Annotated in this window: 16 protein-coding genes; 3 read left to right on the top strand and 13 right to left on the bottom strand. The window is 72.3% G+C overall.

Translation table 11 applies throughout. The features are described from left to right. Positions 1 to 9: 9 nt before the first annotated feature. The 7 genes from ACFYU9_RS20235 to ACFYU9_RS20205 form a co-directional block, all read right to left on the bottom strand. Positions 10 to 822: an Ig-like domain-containing protein gene (locus tag ACFYU9_RS20235; protein WP_389207679.1), complete on the bottom strand. Its 813-nt coding sequence runs from the start codon at positions 820 to 822 to the stop codon at positions 10 to 12. A 9-nt stretch (positions 823 to 831) separates the two neighbouring features. Then, positions 832 to 1,650, bottom strand: a complete 819-nt coding sequence (locus tag ACFYU9_RS20230; RefSeq protein WP_389345586.1) for a rhamnogalacturonan acetylesterase — start codon at positions 1,648 to 1,650, stop codon at positions 832 to 834. Between the two features lie 37 nt (positions 1,651 to 1,687). Further along, entirely contained in the window at positions 1,688 to 3,190 is a 1,503-nt protein-coding gene (locus ACFYU9_RS20225; protein ID WP_389207675.1) for an SDR family NAD(P)-dependent oxidoreductase, read from the bottom strand. Positions 3,191 to 3,272: 82 nt separating this feature from the next. Continuing rightward, positions 3,273 to 5,267 carry a hypothetical protein gene (locus tag ACFYU9_RS20220; RefSeq protein WP_389207673.1) on the bottom strand — a complete coding sequence of 665 codons (1,995 nt, stop codon included), beginning with the start codon at positions 5,265 to 5,267 and terminating at the stop codon, positions 3,273 to 3,275. 252 nt (positions 5,268 to 5,519) lie between these two features. Beyond that, a complete protein-coding gene (locus tag ACFYU9_RS20215; RefSeq protein ID WP_389345585.1) occupies positions 5,520 to 6,596 on the bottom strand; it encodes a signaling protein in 1,077 nt (358 codons plus the stop codon). Between the two features lie 192 nt (positions 6,597 to 6,788). Then, positions 6,789 to 8,927 (bottom strand): 3-hydroxyacyl-CoA dehydrogenase NAD-binding domain-containing protein, encoded by a 2,139-nt coding sequence (locus tag ACFYU9_RS20210; protein ID WP_389207669.1) that lies wholly within the window; start codon positions 8,925 to 8,927, stop codon positions 6,789 to 6,791. Next, positions 8,924 to 10,138: a thiolase family protein gene (locus tag ACFYU9_RS20205; RefSeq protein WP_389345584.1), complete on the bottom strand. Its 1,215-nt coding sequence runs from the start codon at positions 10,136 to 10,138 to the stop codon at positions 8,924 to 8,926. The genes ACFYU9_RS20210 and ACFYU9_RS20205 overlap by 4 nt, the downstream gene beginning before the upstream one ends. A 304-nt stretch (positions 10,139 to 10,442) precedes the next feature. On the opposite strand from ACFYU9_RS20205, the gene ACFYU9_RS20200 reads away from it, so the two are divergent. Then, positions 10,443 to 11,651, top strand: a complete 1,209-nt coding sequence (locus tag ACFYU9_RS20200; RefSeq protein ID WP_389345583.1) for an alpha/beta fold hydrolase — start codon at positions 10,443 to 10,445, stop codon at positions 11,649 to 11,651. Positions 11,652 to 11,700: 49 nt separating this feature from the next. Here the strand turns inward: ACFYU9_RS20200 and ACFYU9_RS20195 are convergent, their stop codons facing one another. The 3 genes from ACFYU9_RS20195 to ACFYU9_RS20185 form a co-directional block, all read right to left on the bottom strand. Continuing rightward, complete coding sequence (locus ACFYU9_RS20195) at positions 11,701 to 12,984, bottom strand: HRDC domain-containing protein (RefSeq protein ID WP_389345582.1); 1,284 nt, start codon at positions 12,982 to 12,984, stop codon at positions 11,701 to 11,703. Between the two features lie 144 nt (positions 12,985 to 13,128). Next, positions 13,129 to 13,794 carry a response regulator transcription factor gene (locus ACFYU9_RS20190; protein WP_017242457.1) on the bottom strand — a complete coding sequence of 222 codons (666 nt, stop codon included), beginning with the start codon at positions 13,792 to 13,794 and terminating at the stop codon, positions 13,129 to 13,131. 263 nt (positions 13,795 to 14,057) lie between these two features. Beyond that, on the bottom strand, positions 14,058 to 14,774 hold the full coding sequence (locus tag ACFYU9_RS20185; protein WP_389345581.1) for a DUF3000 domain-containing protein: 717 nt from the start codon (positions 14,772 to 14,774) through the stop codon (positions 14,058 to 14,060). Positions 14,775 to 14,865: 91 nt separating this feature from the next. On the opposite strand from ACFYU9_RS20185, the gene hemE reads away from it, so the two are divergent. Then, entirely contained in the window at positions 14,866 to 15,945 is a 1,080-nt protein-coding gene (gene hemE, locus ACFYU9_RS20180) for a uroporphyrinogen decarboxylase (protein ID WP_389207659.1), read from the top strand. A 36-nt stretch (positions 15,946 to 15,981) separates the two neighbouring features. Here hemE and ACFYU9_RS20175 read toward each other — a convergent pair whose 3' ends face one another. The 3 genes from ACFYU9_RS20175 to ACFYU9_RS20165 form a co-directional block, all read right to left on the bottom strand. After that, a complete protein-coding gene (locus ACFYU9_RS20175; RefSeq protein WP_389207657.1) occupies positions 15,982 to 16,473 on the bottom strand; it encodes a hypothetical protein in 492 nt (163 codons plus the stop codon). A gap of 66 nt (positions 16,474 to 16,539) precedes the next feature. After that, positions 16,540 to 17,913, bottom strand: coding sequence for an FAD-dependent oxidoreductase (locus ACFYU9_RS20170; protein ID WP_389207655.1), 1,374 nt, complete (start codon positions 17,911 to 17,913; stop codon positions 16,540 to 16,542). A gap of 40 nt (positions 17,914 to 17,953) precedes the next feature. Continuing rightward, positions 17,954 to 18,973, bottom strand: a complete 1,020-nt coding sequence (locus tag ACFYU9_RS20165) for a DUF4349 domain-containing protein (protein ID WP_389207653.1) — start codon at positions 18,971 to 18,973, stop codon at positions 17,954 to 17,956. Between the two features lie 155 nt (positions 18,974 to 19,128). On the opposite strand from ACFYU9_RS20165, the gene hemG reads away from it, so the two are divergent. Beyond that, a complete protein-coding gene (gene hemG / locus ACFYU9_RS20160) occupies positions 19,129 to 20,610 on the top strand; it encodes a protoporphyrinogen oxidase (RefSeq protein ID WP_389345580.1) in 1,482 nt (493 codons plus the stop codon). Positions 20,611 to 20,617: the final 7 nt, after the last annotated feature.

Below are 20,617 nucleotides of genomic sequence, written 5' to 3'. Positions count from 1 at the left end.
GGCCGACGGCTATCCGTTCTGCGGGGTGGCGGTCCGGTGCGGCCACGGCATCTCGCCGGTGAGCTCCGGCCACTGCCAGGACCGGAAGTCGGTGGTGAGCGGCTGCTCGGGGAAGGCCCCCGGGCGGTCCTCCAGGCTGCCGACGAACACGTTCACGGGTGCGGTGACCTTCTCGCCGTCCGGGGTCGCGACGGTGTACTCGAAGCGGTCGTAGCCGCTGAACCCCTGGTGCGGGAGGTAGCCGAGCCGGCCGTCCGGGCCGAGCCGGGCGGCGCCGGAGCGGGGCTGGGACACCGCGACGGGCGCGCTGCCCGGCGGGACGGCGGCGAGCACGTCGAGCGAGGCCTCCGCGCCGGGGGCGGTGACCAGGCGCAGCCCGGGGGCGAACATGGTGCGGATGAGGAGGGAGCGGTCGCGCAGCGAAGCGGTGCGGACGACCTTGCGGGAGTCCCGGCCGGGCACGGCGACCGCGATCTGCGGGCGCAGCCGCGGCTCCTGCTTCTTCGGCCGCTTCACCCGGACGGAGAAGAAGCCGACGCCGTTGCGGCCGGGTTCGGCCCGCACCCGGTAGGAGCGCTGTTGCGGGAAGTACTCCACGTCCTGGACGGCCAGGATCTCCGCCGCGTCGGCGAAGTACTTCTCCTGGAGATAGGCGTACCCGAACGGCGCGTTCTCCACGGCGACGGAGAGCGCGAACTGGACGACGTCCCCGGGGGCCACACCGCTGAAGGGCGGTACGGAGGAGTAGAGCGCGGCGTGCGCCACACCGGGGGATTCCGCTTCGGTGCCGACGGCCTTGCCGGCGCACAGCAGGTGGTTCATGGACCGGCCTTACAGATCGCGGGCGGGAGTGACACGGGACTTCGTGCGGTGCTGGAACGTGGCGTCGTCGAGCCAGCCCATCTCCTCGTACGAGAACGTCCGCCGGTCGAGGTCCTTCACCCAGTGGGCCGGGATCACCTGCTGCGTCAGCAGGGCGCGGGCCGTGAACCGGGCCACCTCGATGGCACCCTCCGGGCGCACGTGCACGTTGTCGGCGTCCTGCACGACGGGCAGCAGGGGCTCCCCGGGCCGCAGATAGGTGAAGACGTGCTTGGTGTCCTCGGGCCCCAGCTCCTCCCACCACTGCAGGCTCTGCCCGTACATGTCGACGAGCGGTACGAACTCCTCCTGGGCCAGCTGCCGCATGGCCACCGGGTAGTCCCCGAGGAAGCGGCTCACGTTGCCGTGGCGGTCGATGCGGCGCCGCTCGAACGGGATCATGAGGATGGGGTGCCCGCCGCGTTCGCGGGCACCGGTGACGTACGCCCGCAGGTGCTCGATGAAGTCCTCGAACGGCTCGGTGTGCAGGCCCGGGTCGGGCTTCCAGTCGATCTGGCCCCACGCGACGACCAGGTAGTCACCGGGCGCCATGGCGTCGAGGATCCACTGGAGCCGGCCGCGCTCGCGGAAGCTCTTGCTGCTCGCCCGCCCGCGGGCGCAGTTGACGACCTCCACGTCGTCGGTGAGGAACAGGTCGAGCGCCTGTCCCCACCCCATCATCGGCAGATGGCTCGCCGGCCGGCTGACCGTGCCCGAGCCGCCGGCCAGGAAGATCCTGGTCCGGTGCCGCTCCTGCCCCTGCCCGGGCGCTTCGTGCGTGTACGTCATGTCCCCTCCCACGTCCCCCTTCGGGCGGACCGGTCCCTCAGAGCTCCTGGACTTCCTGGCTGCTGAGCACCGAGGCGATCGCCCGCTCGAAGCCGGACTGCGCCGCGGAGCCGCCGGTCGGGTCCTGCTGGCGCACGTCGACGACATGGCCCGTCATCCGGGACACCAGGACGTCGAGCGCGCTGCGGGCCACCGTCTCGGAGGAGAGCAGGGTGCCGGCGGGCTCCTGGCCGAACGCCTTGGTGCGCATCGGGGTCGCGGTGCGCTCGGGGTTCACGCAGTTGACGCGGATGCCGTCCTCGGCCCACTCCTCGGCGAGCGCCTGGGTCAGGTTGACCACGGCGGCCTTGGTGGAGGAGTAGAGGCTGTACTCGGAGCGGCCGCGGGTGTAGCTGCTGGAGGTGAAGAGCAGCAGCTGGCCGTGGGTCTCCGCCAGGTACTTGTAGGAGAAGCGGGCGATGTTCACCGGGGCGAGGTAGTTGACCTCGGTCGCCTCGCGGATGGTGTCGCTGTCGGTGTCGGCGAGCCGGCCGGTGCGCAGCACACCGGCGGTGTTCACCACGTAGTCGACGCGGCCGGTCTCGGCGTACGCCTTCGCCAGCGCCTCCTCGACGTGCTGCGGGTTCTCCACGTGCGTGCCGGTGCTGGACCGGCCCAGGGCGTAGACCGTCGCGCCGTACCCCTCGGCGAGCGCGGCGATGTCCGCGCCGATGCCGTACGAGCCGCCGAAGACCAGCATGGTGCGGCCGTGCAGCGCCTCACGGTAGGAGTCCTCGCCGGCGGCGGCGGGCGCCGCCGAGGAGGCCAGCTGGAACAGCTTGTCGGCGATGAAGACGTCGACCGGCTGGGTGACCTTCATGTTGTACTCGTCGCCCATGACGACGTGGACCGGGACGTCCGGCAGGTACTTGATGACGACCGAGCAGTCGTCGGTGGCCTCGAAGGACGGGTCCGCGAGCGCCAGCTCGTAGGCCCGCCGGATGGTCGACAGGTGGAAGCCCTGCGGGGTCTGGCCGCGGCGCAGCCGCGAGCGGTCCGGGACCTCGGTGATGAACTCGCCGTCGTCGCCGTGGGTGCGGGTCACGATGATGGTGTCCGAGGACGGGATCGCCACGTCCACGGCCTGGTAGCGCTCCAGCGCCTCGACGCACTCCCGGACCACGCGCTCAGAGAGCAGCGGGCGCACGGCGTCGTGGAACAGCAGGCTCGCGTCCTCGCCCTCGCCCAGGCCCGCGGTGACGTGGCTGATGGCGATGCTCGTGGTCTCGCTGCGGGTCGATCCGCCCGGCAGCACCCGCGAGACCTTGGTCAGACCGGCCTTGGCGACGATCTTCTCCGCCTCCGCCGTGTGGTCGGCGGCCATCAGGACGATGATCTCGTCGATGTCGGCGGAGTTCTCGAAGACGCACAGGGTGTGCTCGAGTATCGACTTCCCCGCGATCTTCAGGAGCTGCTTGGGGATCGACAGTCCGACACGCTGGCCCGTGCCGCCGGCGAGGACGACAGCGACAGTTCGACGACGGGTGGCGGGGCTGGTCACGGTCTTTCGGTCTCCTGGGTGAAGGGGTGGGGCCGACTGCGAAACGAGAAGGGGGGAATCCCGGACGGGGCCGGGGGCCGGGCTACGCGTGGATGTGGGACGGGTCCGGATACTCGATCGGGAAATCCGCGAGGCCGCGGGCGTAGAGGTCGTTCGCCGCCGCGCCGAAGCGGACGACGGACGGCGGATAGTCCGGGCCGAGCAGGTAGTCCTTCAGCTGCTCGCGGTACGCCGCCATCTTGTCCCGCTCGGGATTGAGCATCGCGTCCAGCGCCTCGTCCAGACCGTTGCAGTCCAGATCCAGCAGATAGGACGCGTACGCCGTCCGCTGCTCGTTGCGGAACTGGTGGTCCGGCAGACCCTCCAGATTGAAGATCGCGTACGGCTTGCGGGTCGCGACGAAGTCCGAGACCACACTGGACATGTCGCCGATGAGCAGGTCCGAGTGGTTGAAGCAGTCGTTGAGCGCCGGAATGCGGTCGAGGACGACATGGTGCGCCGCGTCCGGCACGGCGCTCCAGTAGAGCTCGCCGGCCTGGTTGCGGCTGCGCCGGATGCGGGCGGTGCGCTCGGCCTCGGTGAGGTCGGGGAACGGGGAGCGGACGCCGCGCTCGGACAGCTCGGCGATGCGCTTGTCGATCCGCGCGAGCTTCTTCGCCGCGCTCTTGGAGTCGGTCATCCTGCGGCCGAAGCGGCGGGCGTTGTCCTCCTGCAGGAGGGCGATGATCCGCCGGTGGGCGGCGCCGGCCGCGGCGGACCGGGAGCCGGTGAGGGGGTGCGGCTTGTAGATGACGCGCAGTTCCCGCTCGTGCGAGAGCAGCGCCTTGATGAGCTTCTCGCCGGCCGGGATCACCGAGGTGTAGCAGGCGTCGTCGGTCCAGCCCTCCCACGTCGGCGCGTAGACGACGGTCGGGACGGGCTGGCTGACCTGGCCGGTCCAGCGGTGCAGCGACATCAGCTGGGGGCGGCCGACCTCGACGATCTGTTCGGGGCGGACGGCGTGCTTGATGCGCTCGTAGCGGTCGCGGCCGGCCCGGCCGGCCACCCAGATCTCGTCGAAGACCTTGCTGACGCGGTTGCTGCTGGCGGCCTTGTCGCTGTCGCCGTGGCCGATGAAGACGTGCTTGACGTCGTGGCGCTGGAGCATGTGCACGTTCTTGCCGGCGTTGCCGGGATAGAGGCACACGCGCAGTTCGGCCATCTCGACCCGGGCCAGGTACTCGGCCTTGGGGACGCAGACGACGGGCACGGCGGTGGCGTCCAGGTAGCGCAGGGTGGCCCGCTCGCGCAGCACGATGATCGGCCGCAGCTCCATCGCCTCCAGCGACTCCAGCCACATGTTCACCTGGTACATGAAGTCCTTGGAGATCGCCGCGAACGTGAAGTACAGGGCGACCTGGGGACGGTACCGGGCCAGTTCCTCGTTGAGGAGGTCGATGGCCTCGTCGGTGTCGGGCAGGAGCAGCGCGTTGCGGGCGCCGGGCAGCAGCACGAGCAGGGCCAGATAGGCGACGGAGACGGAGAGGATGCCGCCGTAGGTGACGTACCGCCAGTTGTCGGTGGCCATGGTGCCGAGCGCGCCGGCGAAGAGCGGGATGTCCAGGTGCAGCGTCTTGCGGACGTGCTTGTTCATCAGGAACGGGTGCGGCATGCGCCGGATGCCCAGGACCTCCATGTCGAGGCCGCGGGTGGTGTACGGCAGTTCCGCGCGCTTCTTGCGGACGTGCTTGAGCACCGCGCCGTAGGCGAGCTGGAGCACGAAGAGCAGGAGCAGCCCGACCGAGGTCATCTGGACGACGAAGGAGTCGATGTCCGCGATGGCGCCGCACAGGGCGAGCAGCAGGAACTGGCGGATGATGAAGCGGATCGTCAGGCCGAAGCGGGAGTCGCGCAGCCGGTCCAGGGTGGTGGACTGGGCGCTGTGCAGCAGCAGGTCGGCGAGGTAGCTGACGGCGGCGGAGGCGGCGAAGACCTTGAGGGAGGGAATCACCACCGCGGCCATCATGCCGAGGAAGCCCAGCACCAGTGCGCTCGATATGAGGACACCGAGCAGAGCTTGACGTCGCTGCTTGTTCATGGCCGTGCGGCCCCTCCTGCCGTTGCCGTGACGCGTGTCACCTCGCGTCGGAACCGCGCCACGGTGGGGGCGTGACCTCGGGTTGTGAAGACGCCATAAAAGCGTTCGCAAAGTATAGGCAGCGGTGGCCGGGGAACGTACGCGGGATGGCCGTCAGGTGAAGTCGGTGTAGTCGTTCACCGAATAGTTATCGGAGCATGACGCAAGCGTGTCCTTCAGGGGTACAACCGCTGACTCAAAGTGCTCGCACGGTCACGTGTGGCGACGGCCGGTGGCCGGCTCGAACCCGAAGAGGGCGATGTTCCTGCGGCCCGTCGTCTTCACCGAGAAGCCCATGCAGAGAAGGGGGTCGGGGGCCATGCGCACGGCAATTCCCTCCGGCTCCCGGAAACGCAGCGAAGGAGCGACCGAAACGTGCTGATGGCCCGCGGCCTGGCCCGTACGGATATCGATCGCGGAAACGAAGGTGTTTCCCCCGGAATCCCGGGGATTCCGGCCGTCCGATGTGCTGTACGGATTTCCGGTGAGCTGGTAGATGAAATCGCCGTGCAGCGCGCACCCCTGGAAGGTCTCGCTCTCCAGGAAAGCGGCGCTGTCGATTCGGTGGAGCGGCGTGCCGTCACCGGCGACGACCTTCTTCAGCGAATGCACGGAATAGCCGTGCTTTCCGTCGGTGCCCACATAGCTGACCAGAAGCCGTTCGGTCGTCATGTCCACGGCCGGATGGACCCGGGTGCTGCCCCGGGGCGCGATCCGGTGGTGCCGCACCGCGCGGTCGTGGCTGTCGAGCACCGCGCCGTCCTCGAAGCGGATCCGGGCGACCGCCCGGCCGAAGCCGTTCCTCGGATGCGCCTCGGACTCCATCCACAGCCACACCGCGTCGCTCCGGGGCTCCACGCCCATCGAGATGCCGTGCCCGAAACCCCGCAGGTACATCCGGCCCAGCTGCTCCCCGGAGCGGGAGAATCGGGTGACGCACAGGTCGCCGGCCCGCTTCCGCCCCGCCGCGCCCACCGGGCCGTCCTCGCCGTCCAGCCGCAGCCCGCCCTGGGCCAGCTGGACCACGTACACATGCCGGTTGACGTCGTCGAAGGCCAGCGACTGCGGGCCGGTGACGTTGCCCAGCGGGGTCGGCTGCCACAGCCGGGTCGACCGGGCGATGTCGAACGCGCCCGCTATCGCGGGGCCCGCCGGGGCCTTCCCGTCCCTGCTTTTGCCGGTCCCGTCGTCCCCCCACAGCGCGATCCCCGCGAGGCCGCCCACGGCCAGGGCGGCGGTGCCCGCCACCAGGAGCGTGCGGCGGCCGGGGCCGGGACCGTGGTTCGACATGGTGCGAAAGCCGTTCTGCCGAGGACAAGACGCGCCATTCTGCCACCCGGTGATCGCTTCTCGAACGGAGGGGCGAACGCCGGGTGAAGCGGGGATGGCGCGTCGTGTCCTGGTGCGTCGTGTCCTCGGCGGAACGGACGGATGCCCGCCCCTCACCGAGGGACGGGCATCCGCCTGGAGAACACCGCTCCGTTACGCCGGGACGCTCGCCACGCCCTGCGCCAGGAAACGCTTGCCGTTGACGCGCTCGGAGACGCCCTCGCGGTCCAGGTACGGCGTGATGCCGCCCAGGTGGAAGGGCCAGCCCGCGCCGGTGATGAGGCAGAGGTCGATGTCCTGCGCCTCGGCGACGACACCCTCCTCCAGCATCAGGCCGATCTCCTGGGCCACCGCGTCCAGGACGCGGTCGCGGACCTGCTCCTCCGTCAGGACGACGTCGCCCTGCTTGAGGAGCGCGGCGACCTCGGGGTCGAGCTCCGGCTTGAAGCCGTTCTCCGCGTTGTAGACGTAGAAGCCGCGCTTGCCGGCCTCGACGACGGCCTTCAGGTTGGGGGAGACCTTGAAGCGCTCCGGGAAGGCGCGGTTCAGGGTCTCGGAGACGTGCAGACCGATCGCCGGGCCGACGAGCTCGAGCAGCACCAGCGGGGACATCGGCAGGCCGAGCGGCTCGACGCCCTTCTCGGCGACGGCGACCGGGGTGCCCTCGTCGATGACGTTCTGGATCTCGCCCATGAAGCGGGTCAGGATGCGGTTCACGACGAACGCCGGGGCGTCCTTCGTCAGGACCGCGGTCTTCTTCAGCTTCTTCGCCACGCCGAAGGCGGTGGCGAGCGAGGCGTCGTCCGTCTGCTCGCCGCGCACGATCTCCAGGAGCGGGAGGATCGCGACCGGGTTGAAGAAGTGGAAGCCGACCACGCGCTCGGGGTGCTTCAGCTTCGACGCCATCTCGCTGACGGACAGCGAGGAGGTGTTCGTGGCGAGGATCGCGTGCGCCGGGGCGACGGCCTCGACCTCGGCGAACACCGTCTGCTTGACCGACATCTCCTCGAACACGGCCTCGATGATGAAGTCCGCGTCCGCGAAGCCCTCGGCCTTGTCCAGGACACCGGAGACCAGGCCCTTGAGGCGGTTGGCCTTGTCCTGGTTGATCCGGCCCTTGCCGAGCAGCTTCTCGATCTCGCCGTGGACGTAGCCCACGCCCTTGTCGACGCGCTCCTGGTCGATGTCGGTCAGGACGACCGGCACCTCCAGGCGGCGCAGGAAGAGCAGGGCCAGCTGGGAGGCCATCAGACCGGCGCCGACGACACCGACCTTGGTGACCGGGCGGGCCAGCGACTTGTCCGGCGCGCCGGCCGGGCGCTTGCCGCGCTTCTGCACCAGGTTGAAGGCGTAGATGCCGGAGCGCAGCTCGCCGCCCATGATCAGGTCCGCGAGGGCCTGGTCCTCGGCGTCGAAGCCCTTCTGCAGGTCGCCGTCCTTGGCGGCCTCGATGATGTCGAGGGCGCGGTAGGCGGCCGGGGCGGCGCCGTGCACCTTGGAGTCGGCGATCGCGCGGCCCTTGGCGACGGCCTGGTCCCAGCCCTCGCCGCGGTCGATCTCCGGGCGCTCGACGGCGACCGAGCCGTTGAGGACGCCGGCGGTCCAGACGAGGGACTGCTCCAGGAAGTCGGCGCCCTCGAAGATCGCGTCGGCGATGCCGAGCTCGAAGACCTGCTTGCCCTTGAGCTGACGGTTCTGGTTGAGGCTGTTCTCGATGACGACCGAGACGGCCTTCTCCGCGCCGATCAGGTTCGGCAGGATCGTGCAGCCGCCCCAGCCGGGCACCAGACCGAGGAAGACCTCGGGCAGCGAGAAGGCCGGCAGGGCCTTCGAGACGGTGCGGTAGGTGCAGTGCAGACCGACCTCGACGCCGCCGCCCATGGCCGCGCCGTTGTAGTACGCGAAGGTCGGCACGGCGAGGCCCGAAAGACGCTTGAAGACGTCGTGGCCGCCCTTGCCGATGGCGAGCGCGTCGGAGTGCTGCTTGAGCAGCTCGACGCCCTTGAGGTCGGCGCCGACGGCGAAGATGAACGGCTTGCCGGTGATGCCGACGCCGACGATCTCACCGTTCGCGGCCTCGGCCTCGACCTGGTCGATGGCCGTGTTCAGGTTGGCCAGCGACTGCGGGCCGAACGTGGTCGGCTTGGTGTGGTCGAAGCCGTTGTCCAGCGTGATCAGCGCGAACCGGCCCGCACCCGCGGGGAGTTCGAAGTGACGCACGTGGGCCGAGGTGACGACCTCGTCCGGGAAGAGCTCGGCGGCGCCCTTCAGAAGCTCAGCGGTGGTGCTCACTTGCCCTCCCAGTGGGGGTTCTCCCAGATGACCGTCGCGCCCATGCCGAAGCCGACGCACATCGTGTTGAGGCCGTAACGGACCTGCGGGTTCTCCTCGAACTGGCGGGCCAGCTGCGTCATCAGACGGACGCCGGAGGAGGCGAGCGGGTGGCCGTAGGCGATGGCGCCGCCGTACTGGTTGACGCGCGCGTCGTCGTCGGCGATGCCGTAGTGCTCCAGGAACGCGAGGACCTGGACGGCGAACGCCTCGTTGATCTCGAAGAGACCGATGTCCGAGATGGACAGGCCGGCCTGGGCCAGCGCCTTCTCGGTGGCCGGGATCGGGCCGTAGCCCATCACCTCGGGCTCGACGCCGGCGAAGGCGTACGAGACCAGGCGCATCTTCACCGGGAGGTTGTTCTCGCGGGCGAAGTCCTCGGAGGCGATGATCGAGGCGGTGGCGCCGTCGTTCAGGCCGGCCGCGTTGCCCGCGGTGACGTTGCCGTGGACGCGGAACGGCGTCTTCAGGTTCGCCAGCGACTCGAGCGTGGTGCCCGGGCGCATCGGCTCGTCGGCGGTGACCAGGCCCCAGCCCGTCTCGCCGCCGGCCGGGTCGGTGCGGCGGACCGAGATCGGCACCAGGTCCTGCTGGATCTTGCCGTCGGCGTACGCCTTGGCGGCCTTCTCCTGCGAACGCACGGCGTACTCGTCGGCGCGCAGCTTGGTGATCGTCGGGTAGCGGTCGTGCAGGTTCTCGGCGGTCATGCCCATGAAGAGGGCGGACTCGTCGACCAGCTTCTCGCTGACGAAGCGCGGGTTCGGGTCCACGCCCTCGCCCATGGGGTGGCGGCCCATGTGCTCGACGCCACCGGCGATGACGGCGTCGTACGCGCCGAAGGCGATCGAACCGGCCGTCGACGTCACCGCGGTCAGCGCGCCGGCGCACATGCGGTCGATCGAGTAGCCGGGCACGGACTGCGGCAGACCGGCCAGGATGCCGGCGGTGCGGCCGAGGGTCAGGCCCTGGTCGCCGATCTGCGTGGTCGCGGCGATGGCGACCTCGTCGATCTTCGCCGGGTCGAGGGCCGGGTTGCGGCGCAGCAGCTCCCGGATGGCCTTGACGACGAGGTCGTCGGCGCGGGTCTCGTGGTAGATGCCCTTCGGGCCCGCCTTGCCGAACGGGGTACGGACGCCGTCGACGAAGACGACGTCCCTGACGGTACGAGGCACGATGGCTCTCCTCCAGGTGCGGGATGGCACTGCTGCTGCGTGGGCGCGCGGCGCCCGGCACGCGGCTAAGCGCGCGCTTGCTACCCCCATGCTACTTACGAGTAACCAAGCTGCCCAGTCCCCGGGCCGGGAGCGGCGAACGTCACACCCGGCACGAGCCCGCGCGCCCCCTCCGTACGCCCGTCCGATCGGGTCGAACTGCCGTCCGTCCCGGTCGTGTCGTCGGAGCCGACGCCCTCCTCGTGCCGACGCTGGACATCGCCCCGACGAGCGGGCCCACCCGACACGGAAACGGAGCAGCACCATGACATCGACCCTCACCACCCACGCCGCCCCCGTGGTCACCGACCACTACGTGGACCACACCTCCACCATCCCGGCCAACTACGGAGAGCCGGTCAAGCTCTTCGTCCGGGAACGCGACGGCACCAAGAACGGCCCGCGCCGACCCGTCCTCATGCTGCACGGCCGCAGCGTGCCCGCCCTGGCCGGCTTCGACCTCCAGTACAACAACAAGAAGTACAGCTGGGCCGAGGAGCTCGCGCAGGCCCAATTCGACGTGTTCGTGATGGAGCTGCAGGGCTCCGGCCTGTCCACTCGGCCCACGATGGGCGACCACCGCAACGTCAGCCCCGCGCCCAGCCAGCGGGCGCTGCTCAGCCCGAACCCGAACGCGTCGCCGTACACCGGCCCGGTGGACTACCCGCACCAGCTGAACCACTCCCAGAGCGACTGGGACGAGGTCGGCAGGGTCGTCGACTGGATCATCGCCCGCACCGGCGTCTCCGAGATCGACCTCGTCGGCTGGTCCGCGGCGGCCCAGCAGCTCGGCCCCTACACCATCCAGAACCCGGGCAAGGTGCGCAGCCTGTTCCTGGTCGCGCCGATCTTCCCGCCCGAGGGCCGCCAGAGCGCGCCCGGGACCGATTTCGGCGCCCCCGTGGCGCTGCCGGTGTCCACGCCGGCGGGTGCCTTCGGCTACCCGATGACCGTCGGCACCAAGAACGGGCTCGACCTCGCGTGGCGCAAGGACCTGAGCTGTCCGGACCAGCGCGAGGACGGGATGGTCGACATCGTCTGGAAGGCGATGATGGACGCCGATCCGGTCGGCGCCTCCTGGGGAGGCACGACGCCCGGCTCCCCGGAGGGACTCAACCGGATCAGGAACTCGTACTGGTGGGGCTGGAACAAGACCACCGTGAAGCTCCACAACGTCCTCGGCCACCAGGTGCCCGTGTGCATCGTGTACGGCGAGAACGACAGCATCGTCAACACCGCCTCGGACCTCGGCCTGCTGTACTTCTCCACCCCCGAGCTCTACCGGGGTATTCCCGGCCACCAGAAGCTGATGTTCCGCGTCTCCTGCGCGGGCCACCAGATCGTCTGGGAGAAGAAGGCGAAGCTGCTGCACACCATGTCCAAGCAGTGGCTCAAGGACGGCAAGGTCGAGGGCGCGGAGACCGGCAGCTACGACCGGGACGAGGACGGGGCCCTCACCCTCCTGGAGGAATGAGGACCCCGTGAGCCGGTGAGCCCGTGCCGCGCCGGTGAGCCCGCGGGCCTCAGCCGTTCGCGGCCAGCGCCCCCACGAGCAGCGGCGCCACCAGGCGCACCTGCCAGGCCCGCGCGCCGTAGCCCGCCAGGGCCGCCGCGACCGTGTCCGGGTTCACCGTGGCCGGCGGCTCCCAGCAGACCCGGCGCACCGTGTCGGGCGTGATCAGGTTCTCCTGCGGCAGGTGCAGCTCGTCCGCGAGCGCCGACACCGCCGCGCGGGCCGCGGCGAGCCGGGCGGCCGCGGCCGGGTCCTTGTCGGCCCAGGCGCGCGGCGGGGGCGGCCCCGCCACGGGCTGGCCCGGCTGCGGCAGCTCGGCGTCCGGCAGGGCCTTCGCCCGGTCCACGGCCGCCTGCCACTGCTCCAGCTGGCGCCGGCCCATCCGCTGCCCGAAGCCGGGCAGCGCCGACAGCGCGCCCACGTTCGGCGGCAGCGCGAGCGCCGCCTCCACGATCGCCGCGTCGCTCAGCACCTTGCCGGGGGAGACGTCGCGGCGCTGGGCCACCCGGTCACGGGCCGTCCACAGCTCCCGGACCACGGCCATCTGGCGGCGCCGGCGCACCTTGTGCATCCCGGACGTACGGCGCCAGGGGTCCTTGCGCGGCGGGGCGGGCGGCGCCGAGGCGATGGCGTCGAACTCCTCCAGCGCCCACTCCAGCTTGCCCTGCCGGTCCAGCTCCTTCTCCAGCTCGTCGCGCAGGTCGACGAGGAGCTCCACGTCGAGCGCCGCGTACCGCAGCCAGGGCTCGGGCAGCGGCCGGGTGGACCAGTCGACGGCGGAGTGGCCCTTCTCCAGGGCGTACCCGAGCACCGACTCGACCATCGCGCCCAGGCCCACCCGGGGGAAGCCGGCCAGCCGGCCGGCCAGTTCGGTGTCGAAGATCCGCGTCGGCACCATGCCTATGTCCCGCAGGCACGGCAGGTCCTGGGTGGCGGCGTGCAGGATCCACTCGGTCCCGTCGAGCGCCTCGCCGAGCCCGGACAGATCGGGGCAGCCCACCGGGTCGATCAGCGCGGAGCCCGCGCCCTCGCGGCGCAGCTGGACGAGATAGGCGCGCTGCCCGTAGCGGTAGCCGGACGCGCGCTCGGCGTCGACGGCGACGGGCCCGCGCCCGGCGGCGAAGGCGGCGATCACCTCGGCGAGCGCGTCCTCCGTCGCGACGACGGGCGGGATCCCCTCGCGGGGTTCGAGCAGCGGGATCGGCAGCCCATGCGCAGGGACGTCGTCGTCCGAGGGGGCGCCCCCGGTGGTTCGCAGTGCGGTGTCACTCGCGGTGTCTTGGGCGTCGGTCACCTGTCAAGGGTATCCGTGAATGGCAAGCGCCCATCGAAGGAACGGTCGGAACGGCCGGGTGGCCGGACACAGAGGGAACGTTCCGTCGACAGGCGCTCGACAGTCGTCACACCGCGCGGACGCGGCGCGGGCGGATCAGGCGGCTCAGTGGATGATCCCGGTGCGCAGCGCCACCGCGACCATGCCGGCCCGGTCGCCGGTGCCCAGCTTGCGGGCGATGCGGGCGAGGTGGGACTTCACGGTGAGTGCCGACAGGCCCATGGAGACGCCGATGGCCTTGTTGGACTGGCCCTCCGCGACGAGGCGGAGCACCTCGACCTCGCGGCCGGAGAGCTCGCGGTAGCCGCCCGGGTGGCTCGGGGCACCCGGGGGGCGGCGGTGGCCGAGGCGGGCGGCCGCGGAGCCGATGGGGGCGGCGCCGGGGCGGGTGGGGTGGCCGATGTTCGTACGGGTGCCGGTGACGACGTAACCCTTGACGCCTCCGGCCAGGGCGTTGCGTACCGCGCCGATGTCGTCGGCGGCCGAGAGGGCGAGGCCGTTGGGCCAGCCCGCGGCGCGGGTCTCGGACAGCAGGGTCAGGCCGCTGCCGTCGGGGAGGTGGACGTCGGCCACGCAGATGTCGCGCGGGTTGCCGACGCGGGGACGGGCCTCCGCGATGGACGACGCCTCGATGACATCGCGCACCCCGAGCGCCCACAGGTGGCGGGTGACGGTGGAGCGGACGCGTGGGTCGGCCACGACGACCATGGCCGTCGGCTTGTTCGGGCGGTAGGCGACCAGGCTTGCGGGCTGCTCGAGGAGAACGGACACCAGGCCTCCTGGGGAAGGTGCGGGACGGAGCCGGCTCGGGGAAGAAGCCGGGGGCGAACCCGTTGCTTTGAAGGGGTCACTGACTCCTTCGGCAGCAGGGCCGCCCGCCTTTAGAGAAAGATCACGATTTGGTGAGTAACAATTGGGGCAATTCGGACGCGTGATCGATCATCGTACGAGCCTCATGCGAACCGGTCCCTCGCCCCACCCGAAAGTGTCCGGAAATCGACCCTCGCCGAGCCCTCCGAACGGCAAGGCGGCTCCTAGGGCTGCTGCGGACCCCGGCGCTGCGGCAGCGACACCACACCCGCGCCCGACGTCGTCCCGGCCCCCGGCCCCGCGGCCGGATCGGCCGGCGACGGCGGCAGCCCCGCGACCTGGCACAGCAGGTCGCACCAGGCCGCCAGGTGCGCCCCGGTGTCCGGGACCCCCGCCGGCCCCTCCCGCGGCGTCCACGACGCCCGGATCTCGATCTGCGTCGCCGGCCGCCGCTCCGCGAGTCCGCCGAAGTAGTGGGAGCCCGCCATCGTGACGGTCCCGCTCGCCTCCTCGTACGCCAGCCCGCGCGCCTCGAACGCCCCGGTCAGCCACGACCAGCAGACCTCCGGCAGCAGCGGGTCCGCCGCCATCTCCGGCTCCAGCTCCGCGCGTACCAGCGTGACCAGACGGAAGGTGCCCTTCCAGGCATCGTGCCCGGCCGGGTCGTGCAGCAGCACGAGACGCCCGTCCGCCAGGTCCTCCTCGCCCGCCACGACCGCCGCCTCCAGGGCGTACGCGTACGGGGCGAGCCGCTGCGGCGGCCGGGTCGGGTCGACCTCGATCTCCGGCCGCAGCCGGACCGAGCGCAGCCCCTCGACCGCCCGCCGGAACGCGGGCGGCAGCGGGTTCGTCTCCGTGGGGTCCACCCTGTCGCCCGCCGTCTTCTCCGTCCCTCGTTTGCCGTCGGAATGATCGGAAAAATGTCCCTGAGCCGCAGCCATGCGGGGAAGAGTAGGCGGAACGGGGCCCGCGCGCAGGGAGGGACACCCGGGCCGGGCGAGCGGCTTCTCGCCACATGCGAAGATTCTGGGCGTGAGCGCCAACGACCGCCCTGAGGGCCAGCAGCAGACGAAGCACCAGCCGCAGACCTACGACTCCGCGTTCCTGAAGGCGTGCCGGCGCGAGGCCGTGCCGCACACGCCCGTCTGGTTCATGCGGCAGGCCGGGCGGTCCCTGCCCGAGTACCTCAAGGTCCGCGAGGGCATCCCCATGCTCGAGTCGTGCATGCGGCCCGAGCTGGTCACCGAGATCACGCTGCAGCCGGTCCGCCGGCACAAGGTCGACGCCGCCATCTACTTCAGCGACATCGTCGTCCCGCTCAAGGCCATCGGCATCGACCTCGACATCAAGCCCGGCGTCGGCCCGGTCGTCGCCGAGCCCATCCGCACCCGCGCCGACCTGGCCCGGCTGCGCGACCTGACCCCCGAGGACGTCCACTACGTCACCGAGGCGATCGGGATGCTCACCTCCGAACTGGGGTCCACCCCGCTCATCGGTTTCGCCGGCGCCCCCTTCACCCTCGCGAGCTACCTCGTCGAGGGCGGCCCGTCCCGCAACCACGAGCACACCAAGGCGCTCATGTACGGCGACCCGCAGCTGTGGGCCGACCTGCTCGACCGCCTCGCCGAGATCACCTCGGCCTTCCTCAAGGTGCAGATCGAGGCCGGCGCCTCCGCCGTCCAGCTCTTCGACTCCTGGGTCGGCGCCCTGGCCCCGGCCGACTACCGCCGCTCCGTGATGCCGGCCTCCGTCAAGGTCTTCGACGCGGTCGCCTCGTACGGCGTGCCGCGCATCCACTTCGGCGTCGGCACGGGCGAGCTGCTCGGCCTCATGGGCGAGGCGGGCGCGGACGTGGTCGGCGTCGACTGGCGCGTCCCGCTCGACGAGGCCGCCCGCCGCGTCGGCCCGGGCAAGGCGCTCCAGGGCAACCTCGACCCGGCCGTCCTCTTCTCCTCGCGGGAGGCCGTGGAGGCCAAGACGGACGAGGTCCTGGCCGCCGCGAAGGGCCTGGAGGGCCATGTCTTCAACCTCGGTCACGGGGTGCTGCCGACGACCGACCCGGACGCGCTGACCCGCCTCGTCGACTACGTGCACACGCGGACGGCCCGCTGACCCACGGGCCGCCCGGGCGCGCCCGGGCGGCCGGGATCAGCCCTCGCAGTTGATCGGCGGGTTGCCCTTGGCGACCCGGCAGAAGTCGACGCCGGTGCCGCCGTCCACGACGTTGTTGTTCGTGCCCACTTCCAGGTAGTCGTTGCCGGCGCCGCCGGAGACGAGGCCGTTCAGTGTCCCGGGGGCCCTGATGAAGTCGGAGCCGTCGCCGCCGTCGAGGATCCCGTTCACCGTGACGCCCGACCGCACGGTGATGGTGTCGCTGCCGTCGCCGGCGATCACGAAACCGTTCATCAGGCCGGTGAGGGTGATGGAGTCGCTGCCGCCGAGGCCGTGGACGAGGTCACCGGCCTCGAGGCGGGAGCAGACGATGAAGTCCGGGCCGGCCGTGCCCTCCACGGTCGGGCCGGAGACGGGTCTGCCGTTGACCGTGCACGAGGCCACGGCGTACGCCGGGGTCGTGGCCAGGGCGAGCGGGGCGAGGGCGAGCGAGGCGGCGCAGAGCGCGCGCACGGTGTGTCCGATCATGCGCTCAGTGACCCATGGTGACGGCGGTCCCGCAATCCGTCACCACGGGTCGCTGTGCCGCCCGGGTCAGCCCGCCGCCCGGACGGCCGCCACCGCCTTGCGCGCCGCCACCAGCACCGGATCCCACACCGGCGAGAACGGCGGCGCGTAGCCCAGGTCCAGGGCGACCATCTGCTGCACCGTCATCCCCGCCGTCAGCGCCACCGCCGCGATGTCCACCCGCTTGCCCGCGCCCTCACGGCCCACGATCTGCACGCCGAGCAGCCGCCCGGTCCGCCGCTCCGCCAGCATCTTCACCGTCATCGGCGCCGCCCCCGGGTAGTAGCCCGCCCGGCTCGTCGACTCGATCCGCGCCGTCACGTACCGCAGGCCCACCTCCCGGGCGTCCTTCTCCCGCAGCCCGGTCCGCGCGATCTCCAGATCGCACACCTTCGACACCGCCGTCCCCACCACGCCCGGGAACGTCGCGTAGTCGCCGCCCACGTTGGAGCCGATCACCTGGCCGTGCTTGTTCGCGTGCGTCCCGAGCGGCACGTGCCGCTCCCGCCCCGACACCAGGTCGAGGACCTCCACGCAGTCCCCGCCGGCCCAGATGTTCTCCTGGCCGCGCACCCGCATCGACAGGTCGGTCAGCAGGCCCCCGTACGTGCCGAGCGGCAGCCCCGCCGCCCGTGCGAGGGAGGTCTCCGGCACCACGCCCATGCCGAGCACCACCACGTCCGCCGGAAACTCGCCCGCCTCCGTGGCCACCGCCCGCACTCCGCCGTCCGCGCCGGTGAGGATCTTCGTCACCGGCGACGAGCCGACCGTCGTGATGCCGAGCCCGTCCATCGCCTCGTGCACCAGCCGGCCCATGTCCGGATCGAGCGTCGCCATCGGCTGCTCGCTCCGGTTGAGCACCGTCACCTCGAAGCCGCGGCCGAGCAGCGCCTCCGCCATCTCCACGCCGATGTACCCGGCGCCCACCACCACGGCCCGCCGCCCCCGCGCCCGGGACAGCGAGTCGAGCAGCGCCTGGCCGTCGTCCAGGGTCTGCACCCCGTGCACGCCCGCGGCGTCGATCCCCGGCAGCGGCGGCCGCGACGGGCGCGCGCCCGTCGCGATCACCAGCTTGTCGAACCCGGTCCAGGCCTCCGCGCCCGACTCCAGGTCCCGGGTCCGCACCCGCTGCCCGGGCACGTCGAGCTCGGTCACCTCGGTCCGCATCCGCAGATCGATCTCCCGGGCCCGGTGCTCCTCGGGGCCGCGGGCGATCAGCTCGTCCCGGGCGGCGACGTCGCCGCCGACCCAGTACGGGATCCCGCAGGCCGAGTACGAACTGAAGTGCCCCCGCTCGAAGGCGACGATCTCCAGCTCCCCGGGCCCCTTGAGCCTGCGCGCCTGCGACGCGGCGGACATGCCCGCCGCGTCACCACCGATCACGACCAGTCGTTCGCTCATGGAAGCCATTCTCCGGGGCCCGGTGCCGCGGGGTGCGTTTTCAGTCCTGCGCCTCGGCCGGGGGCTCGCCCACGGGCCCGGCCCCGGGCGCCACGGGCTGCGCCGGGACGCCCGCCGCGTTGACCGGCGCCCGCCCGTCGCGGGGCGCCGACGGGCGCGGCTCCGGCACCCGTCGCGTGCGCCGCCGCAGCCGCGGCCGGACCAGCCGGCGCCACAGCGCGTACGCGAGTGCCGCCGCCGCCAGCCAGGGCGCGAGCGCGGCGAGGACGACGAGCAGCCAGGCGGCTGCGGAGAGCAGGGCGTGCCAGCCGCCGGCCAGCGCGTCGAGGAAGCCCGGGCGGCCGCTGCCGTCGTCGGCCGGCGCGGACTCCGGCTCGGTCAGTCCGAGGGTGATCGTCGCGAGCGTCGTCCGGTCCTTCAGCGACGCCTGCTGGGCGAGCAGCGCCTCCAGGTCGGCCTGACGGCGGCTCAGCTCGCCCTCCAGGGTGACCACGTCGCCCAGCTTCGTCGCCCGGTCCATCAGCGCCCGCACCCGCGCCACGCTCGCCCGCTGGGTCGCGACACGGCTGTCGACGTCCACGACCTGGTCGGTGACGTCCTTAGCGTCCGCCTTGCGCGACAGCAGCCGGCCCGCGCCCGCGAGTTCGGCGAGGACGGAGTCGTAGCGCTCCTGCGGGACGCGCAGGACGATCCGGGAGGCGAGATGCGTGTCGTCGATCCGCTCGGTGGACTCGCTCTCCACGCGCCCGCCCGCGTCCGTGGCCACCCGCCGGGCCGCGGCCGCCGCCTTCGCCGCGTCCCTGACCTCGACCGACAGCTCGGCGGTGCGGATGACGTGCGGGGCGGCAGCAGGGGTACGGGCGCCCGGCGACGCCTGCGCCTTCGAGCCGTTCGAGGGGCCGGACGCCCCGTCCGCCGCCTCCCTCCCGCCGTACGCCGGCTCCGCCGCGCTCCTGCCCTCCTTGCTGTCGCCCGCGCCCTCGCCCGCGCCGCAGCCCGTCAGGACCAGCGACGCCGTGAGCAGCGCGGCCGCCGCCATGACCGCGCGTCTTGCGCGCATCCGGGTTCCTCGCATCCGTACCGCCCCCAAGGTGATCGTGTCGTGGTGCCGGTTGGACGACCCGGCCCGCCGGCGGGTTGCCGTCCCGCGATCGCGAAGCGGTCACGGTCCGGCCTCGGATCGGGCGCGCCGGGGCGATTTGAGAGAGTGGTCCCATGAACGCGAACGCGCCCACGTCCGGCCCGCACGTCGTCGTCATCGGCGGCGGCATCGCGGGTCTCGCCGCCGCCCACCGCCTGGTCACGGCCGGTGCGCGGGTCACCCTCCTGGAGGGCGGCGACCGGCTCGGCGGCAAGCTGCTCGCCGGGGAGATCGCCGGGGCCCCCGTCGACCTCGGGGCCGAGTCGCTGCTCGCCCGCCGCCCCGAGGCCGTCGCGCTCGCCGAACGGGTCGGCCTCGCCGACCGCCTCCAGGCCCCCGCCACCACCACCGCGTCCGTGTGGTCGCGCGGCGAGCTCGTCCCCATGCCCAAGGGCCACGTCATGGGCGTCCCCGGCGACGGCCGCGCCGTCGAGGGCCTGCTGTCCGCCGGGGCCGTGGCGCGGATCGGCCGCGACCTCGGCCTTCCGCCGACCGAGATCGGCGAGGACATCGCCATCGGCGCGTACGTCGCCGAGCGCATGGGCCACGAGGTCGTCGACCGGCTCGTGGAGCCCCTCCTCGGCGGGGTCTACGCGGGCGACGCGTACCGCATCTCGATGAAGGCCGCCGTGCCCGCGCTCTTCGCCGCCGCGCGCCGCCACCCCACGCTCACCGAGGCCGTCCGCGCCGTCCAGCAGGCCGGCGCCGCCGCCCCGGCCGACGCGGCGGGCGCCGGTACCGGTCTCGGCGGCACCGGGCTCGGCGGGGCCGTGTTCGCCGGCATCCGCGGCGGCGTCGGCACGCTGCCCGCCGCGGTCGCCGACGCCGTCCGCGCCGCGGGCGGCACGATCCTGACCCGTACCCCGGTCACCGCGCTGCGCCGCACCGGCCCGGACGGCTGGCAGGTGATCACCCCGGAGGGTGCCCACGCCGCCGACGGCGTCGTCCTCGCCACCCCCGCCGGGCCCGCCGCAGCGCTCCTCGCCGCCCACGCGCCGGCCGCCGCGACCGAGCTGGCCGCCGTCGAGTACGCCTCCATGGCCCTCGTCACCCTCGCCTTCCGCCGGGCCGACGTCCTCGGCGGCCCTGGCCTCCCCGGCTCCGGCTTCCTCGTCCCGCCCGTCGACGGCCACACCATCAAGGCGTCCACCTTCTCCAGCCAGAAGTGGCGCTGGGTGACCGACGCCGCCCCCGACCTCTTCGTGCTGCGCACCTCCGTCGGCCGCCACGGCGAGGAGGAGCAGGTGCACCGCGAGGACACCGACCTGGTCGACGTCTCCCTCAAGGACCTGGCCGCCGCCACCGGCCTCGCCGCCCGGCCCGTCGCCACCACCGTGACCCGCTGGATCGGCGGCCTGCCCCAGTACCCGGTCGGCCACCTGGCCCGCATGGAGCGCGCCCGCGCGGCCGTCGCCGGCCTGCCCGGGATCGCCCTCGCGGGCGCGGCGTACGAGGGCGTCGGCATCCCGGCGTGCATCGCCTCGGGCGGCCGCGCCGCCGACGAGATCATCGCCACGTCGAAAACCGCCCACCCTGGTGCAGGGCACTCTTCGTGACGGGCGA

Origin of the sequence: Streptomyces sp. NPDC004327, assembly GCF_042873935.1 — a bacterium.
Taxonomy (GTDB): domain Bacteria; phylum Actinomycetota; class Actinomycetes; order Streptomycetales; family Streptomycetaceae; genus Streptomyces.
The sequence above is the reverse complement of the archived record's forward strand: the minus strand, read 5'-3'. Positions and strand labels throughout refer to the sequence as shown.

Coding starts and splice junctions, on each gene's coding strand:
- ACFYU9_RS20235 (WP_389207679.1), bottom strand. CDS start 822: ATGAACCACCTGCTGTGCGCCGGCAAGGCCGTCGGCACCGAAGCGGAA.
- ACFYU9_RS20230 (WP_389345586.1), bottom strand. CDS start 1,650: ATGACGTACACGCACGAAGCGCCCGGGCAGGGGCAGGAGCGGCACCGG.
- ACFYU9_RS20220 (WP_389207673.1), bottom strand. CDS start 5,267: ATGAACAAGCAGCGACGTCAAGCTCTGCTCGGTGTCCTCATATCGAGC.
- ACFYU9_RS20215 (WP_389345585.1), bottom strand. CDS start 6,596: ATGTCGAACCACGGTCCCGGCCCCGGCCGCCGCACGCTCCTGGTGGCG.
- ACFYU9_RS20200 (WP_389345583.1), top strand. CDS start 10,443: ATGACATCGACCCTCACCACCCACGCCGCCCCCGTGGTCACCGACCAC.
- ACFYU9_RS20185 (WP_389345581.1), bottom strand. CDS start 14,774: ATGGCTGCGGCTCAGGGACATTTTTCCGATCATTCCGACGGCAAACGA.
- ACFYU9_RS20175 (WP_389207657.1), bottom strand. CDS start 16,473: ATGATCGGACACACCGTGCGCGCGCTCTGCGCCGCCTCGCTCGCCCTC.
- ACFYU9_RS20170 (WP_389207655.1), bottom strand. CDS start 17,913: ATGAGCGAACGACTGGTCGTGATCGGTGGTGACGCGGCGGGCATGTCC.
- ACFYU9_RS20165 (WP_389207653.1), bottom strand. CDS start 18,973: ATGCGCGCAAGACGCGCGGTCATGGCGGCGGCCGCGCTGCTCACGGCG.
- hemG (WP_389345580.1), top strand. CDS start 19,129: ATGAACGCGAACGCGCCCACGTCCGGCCCGCACGTCGTCGTCATCGGC.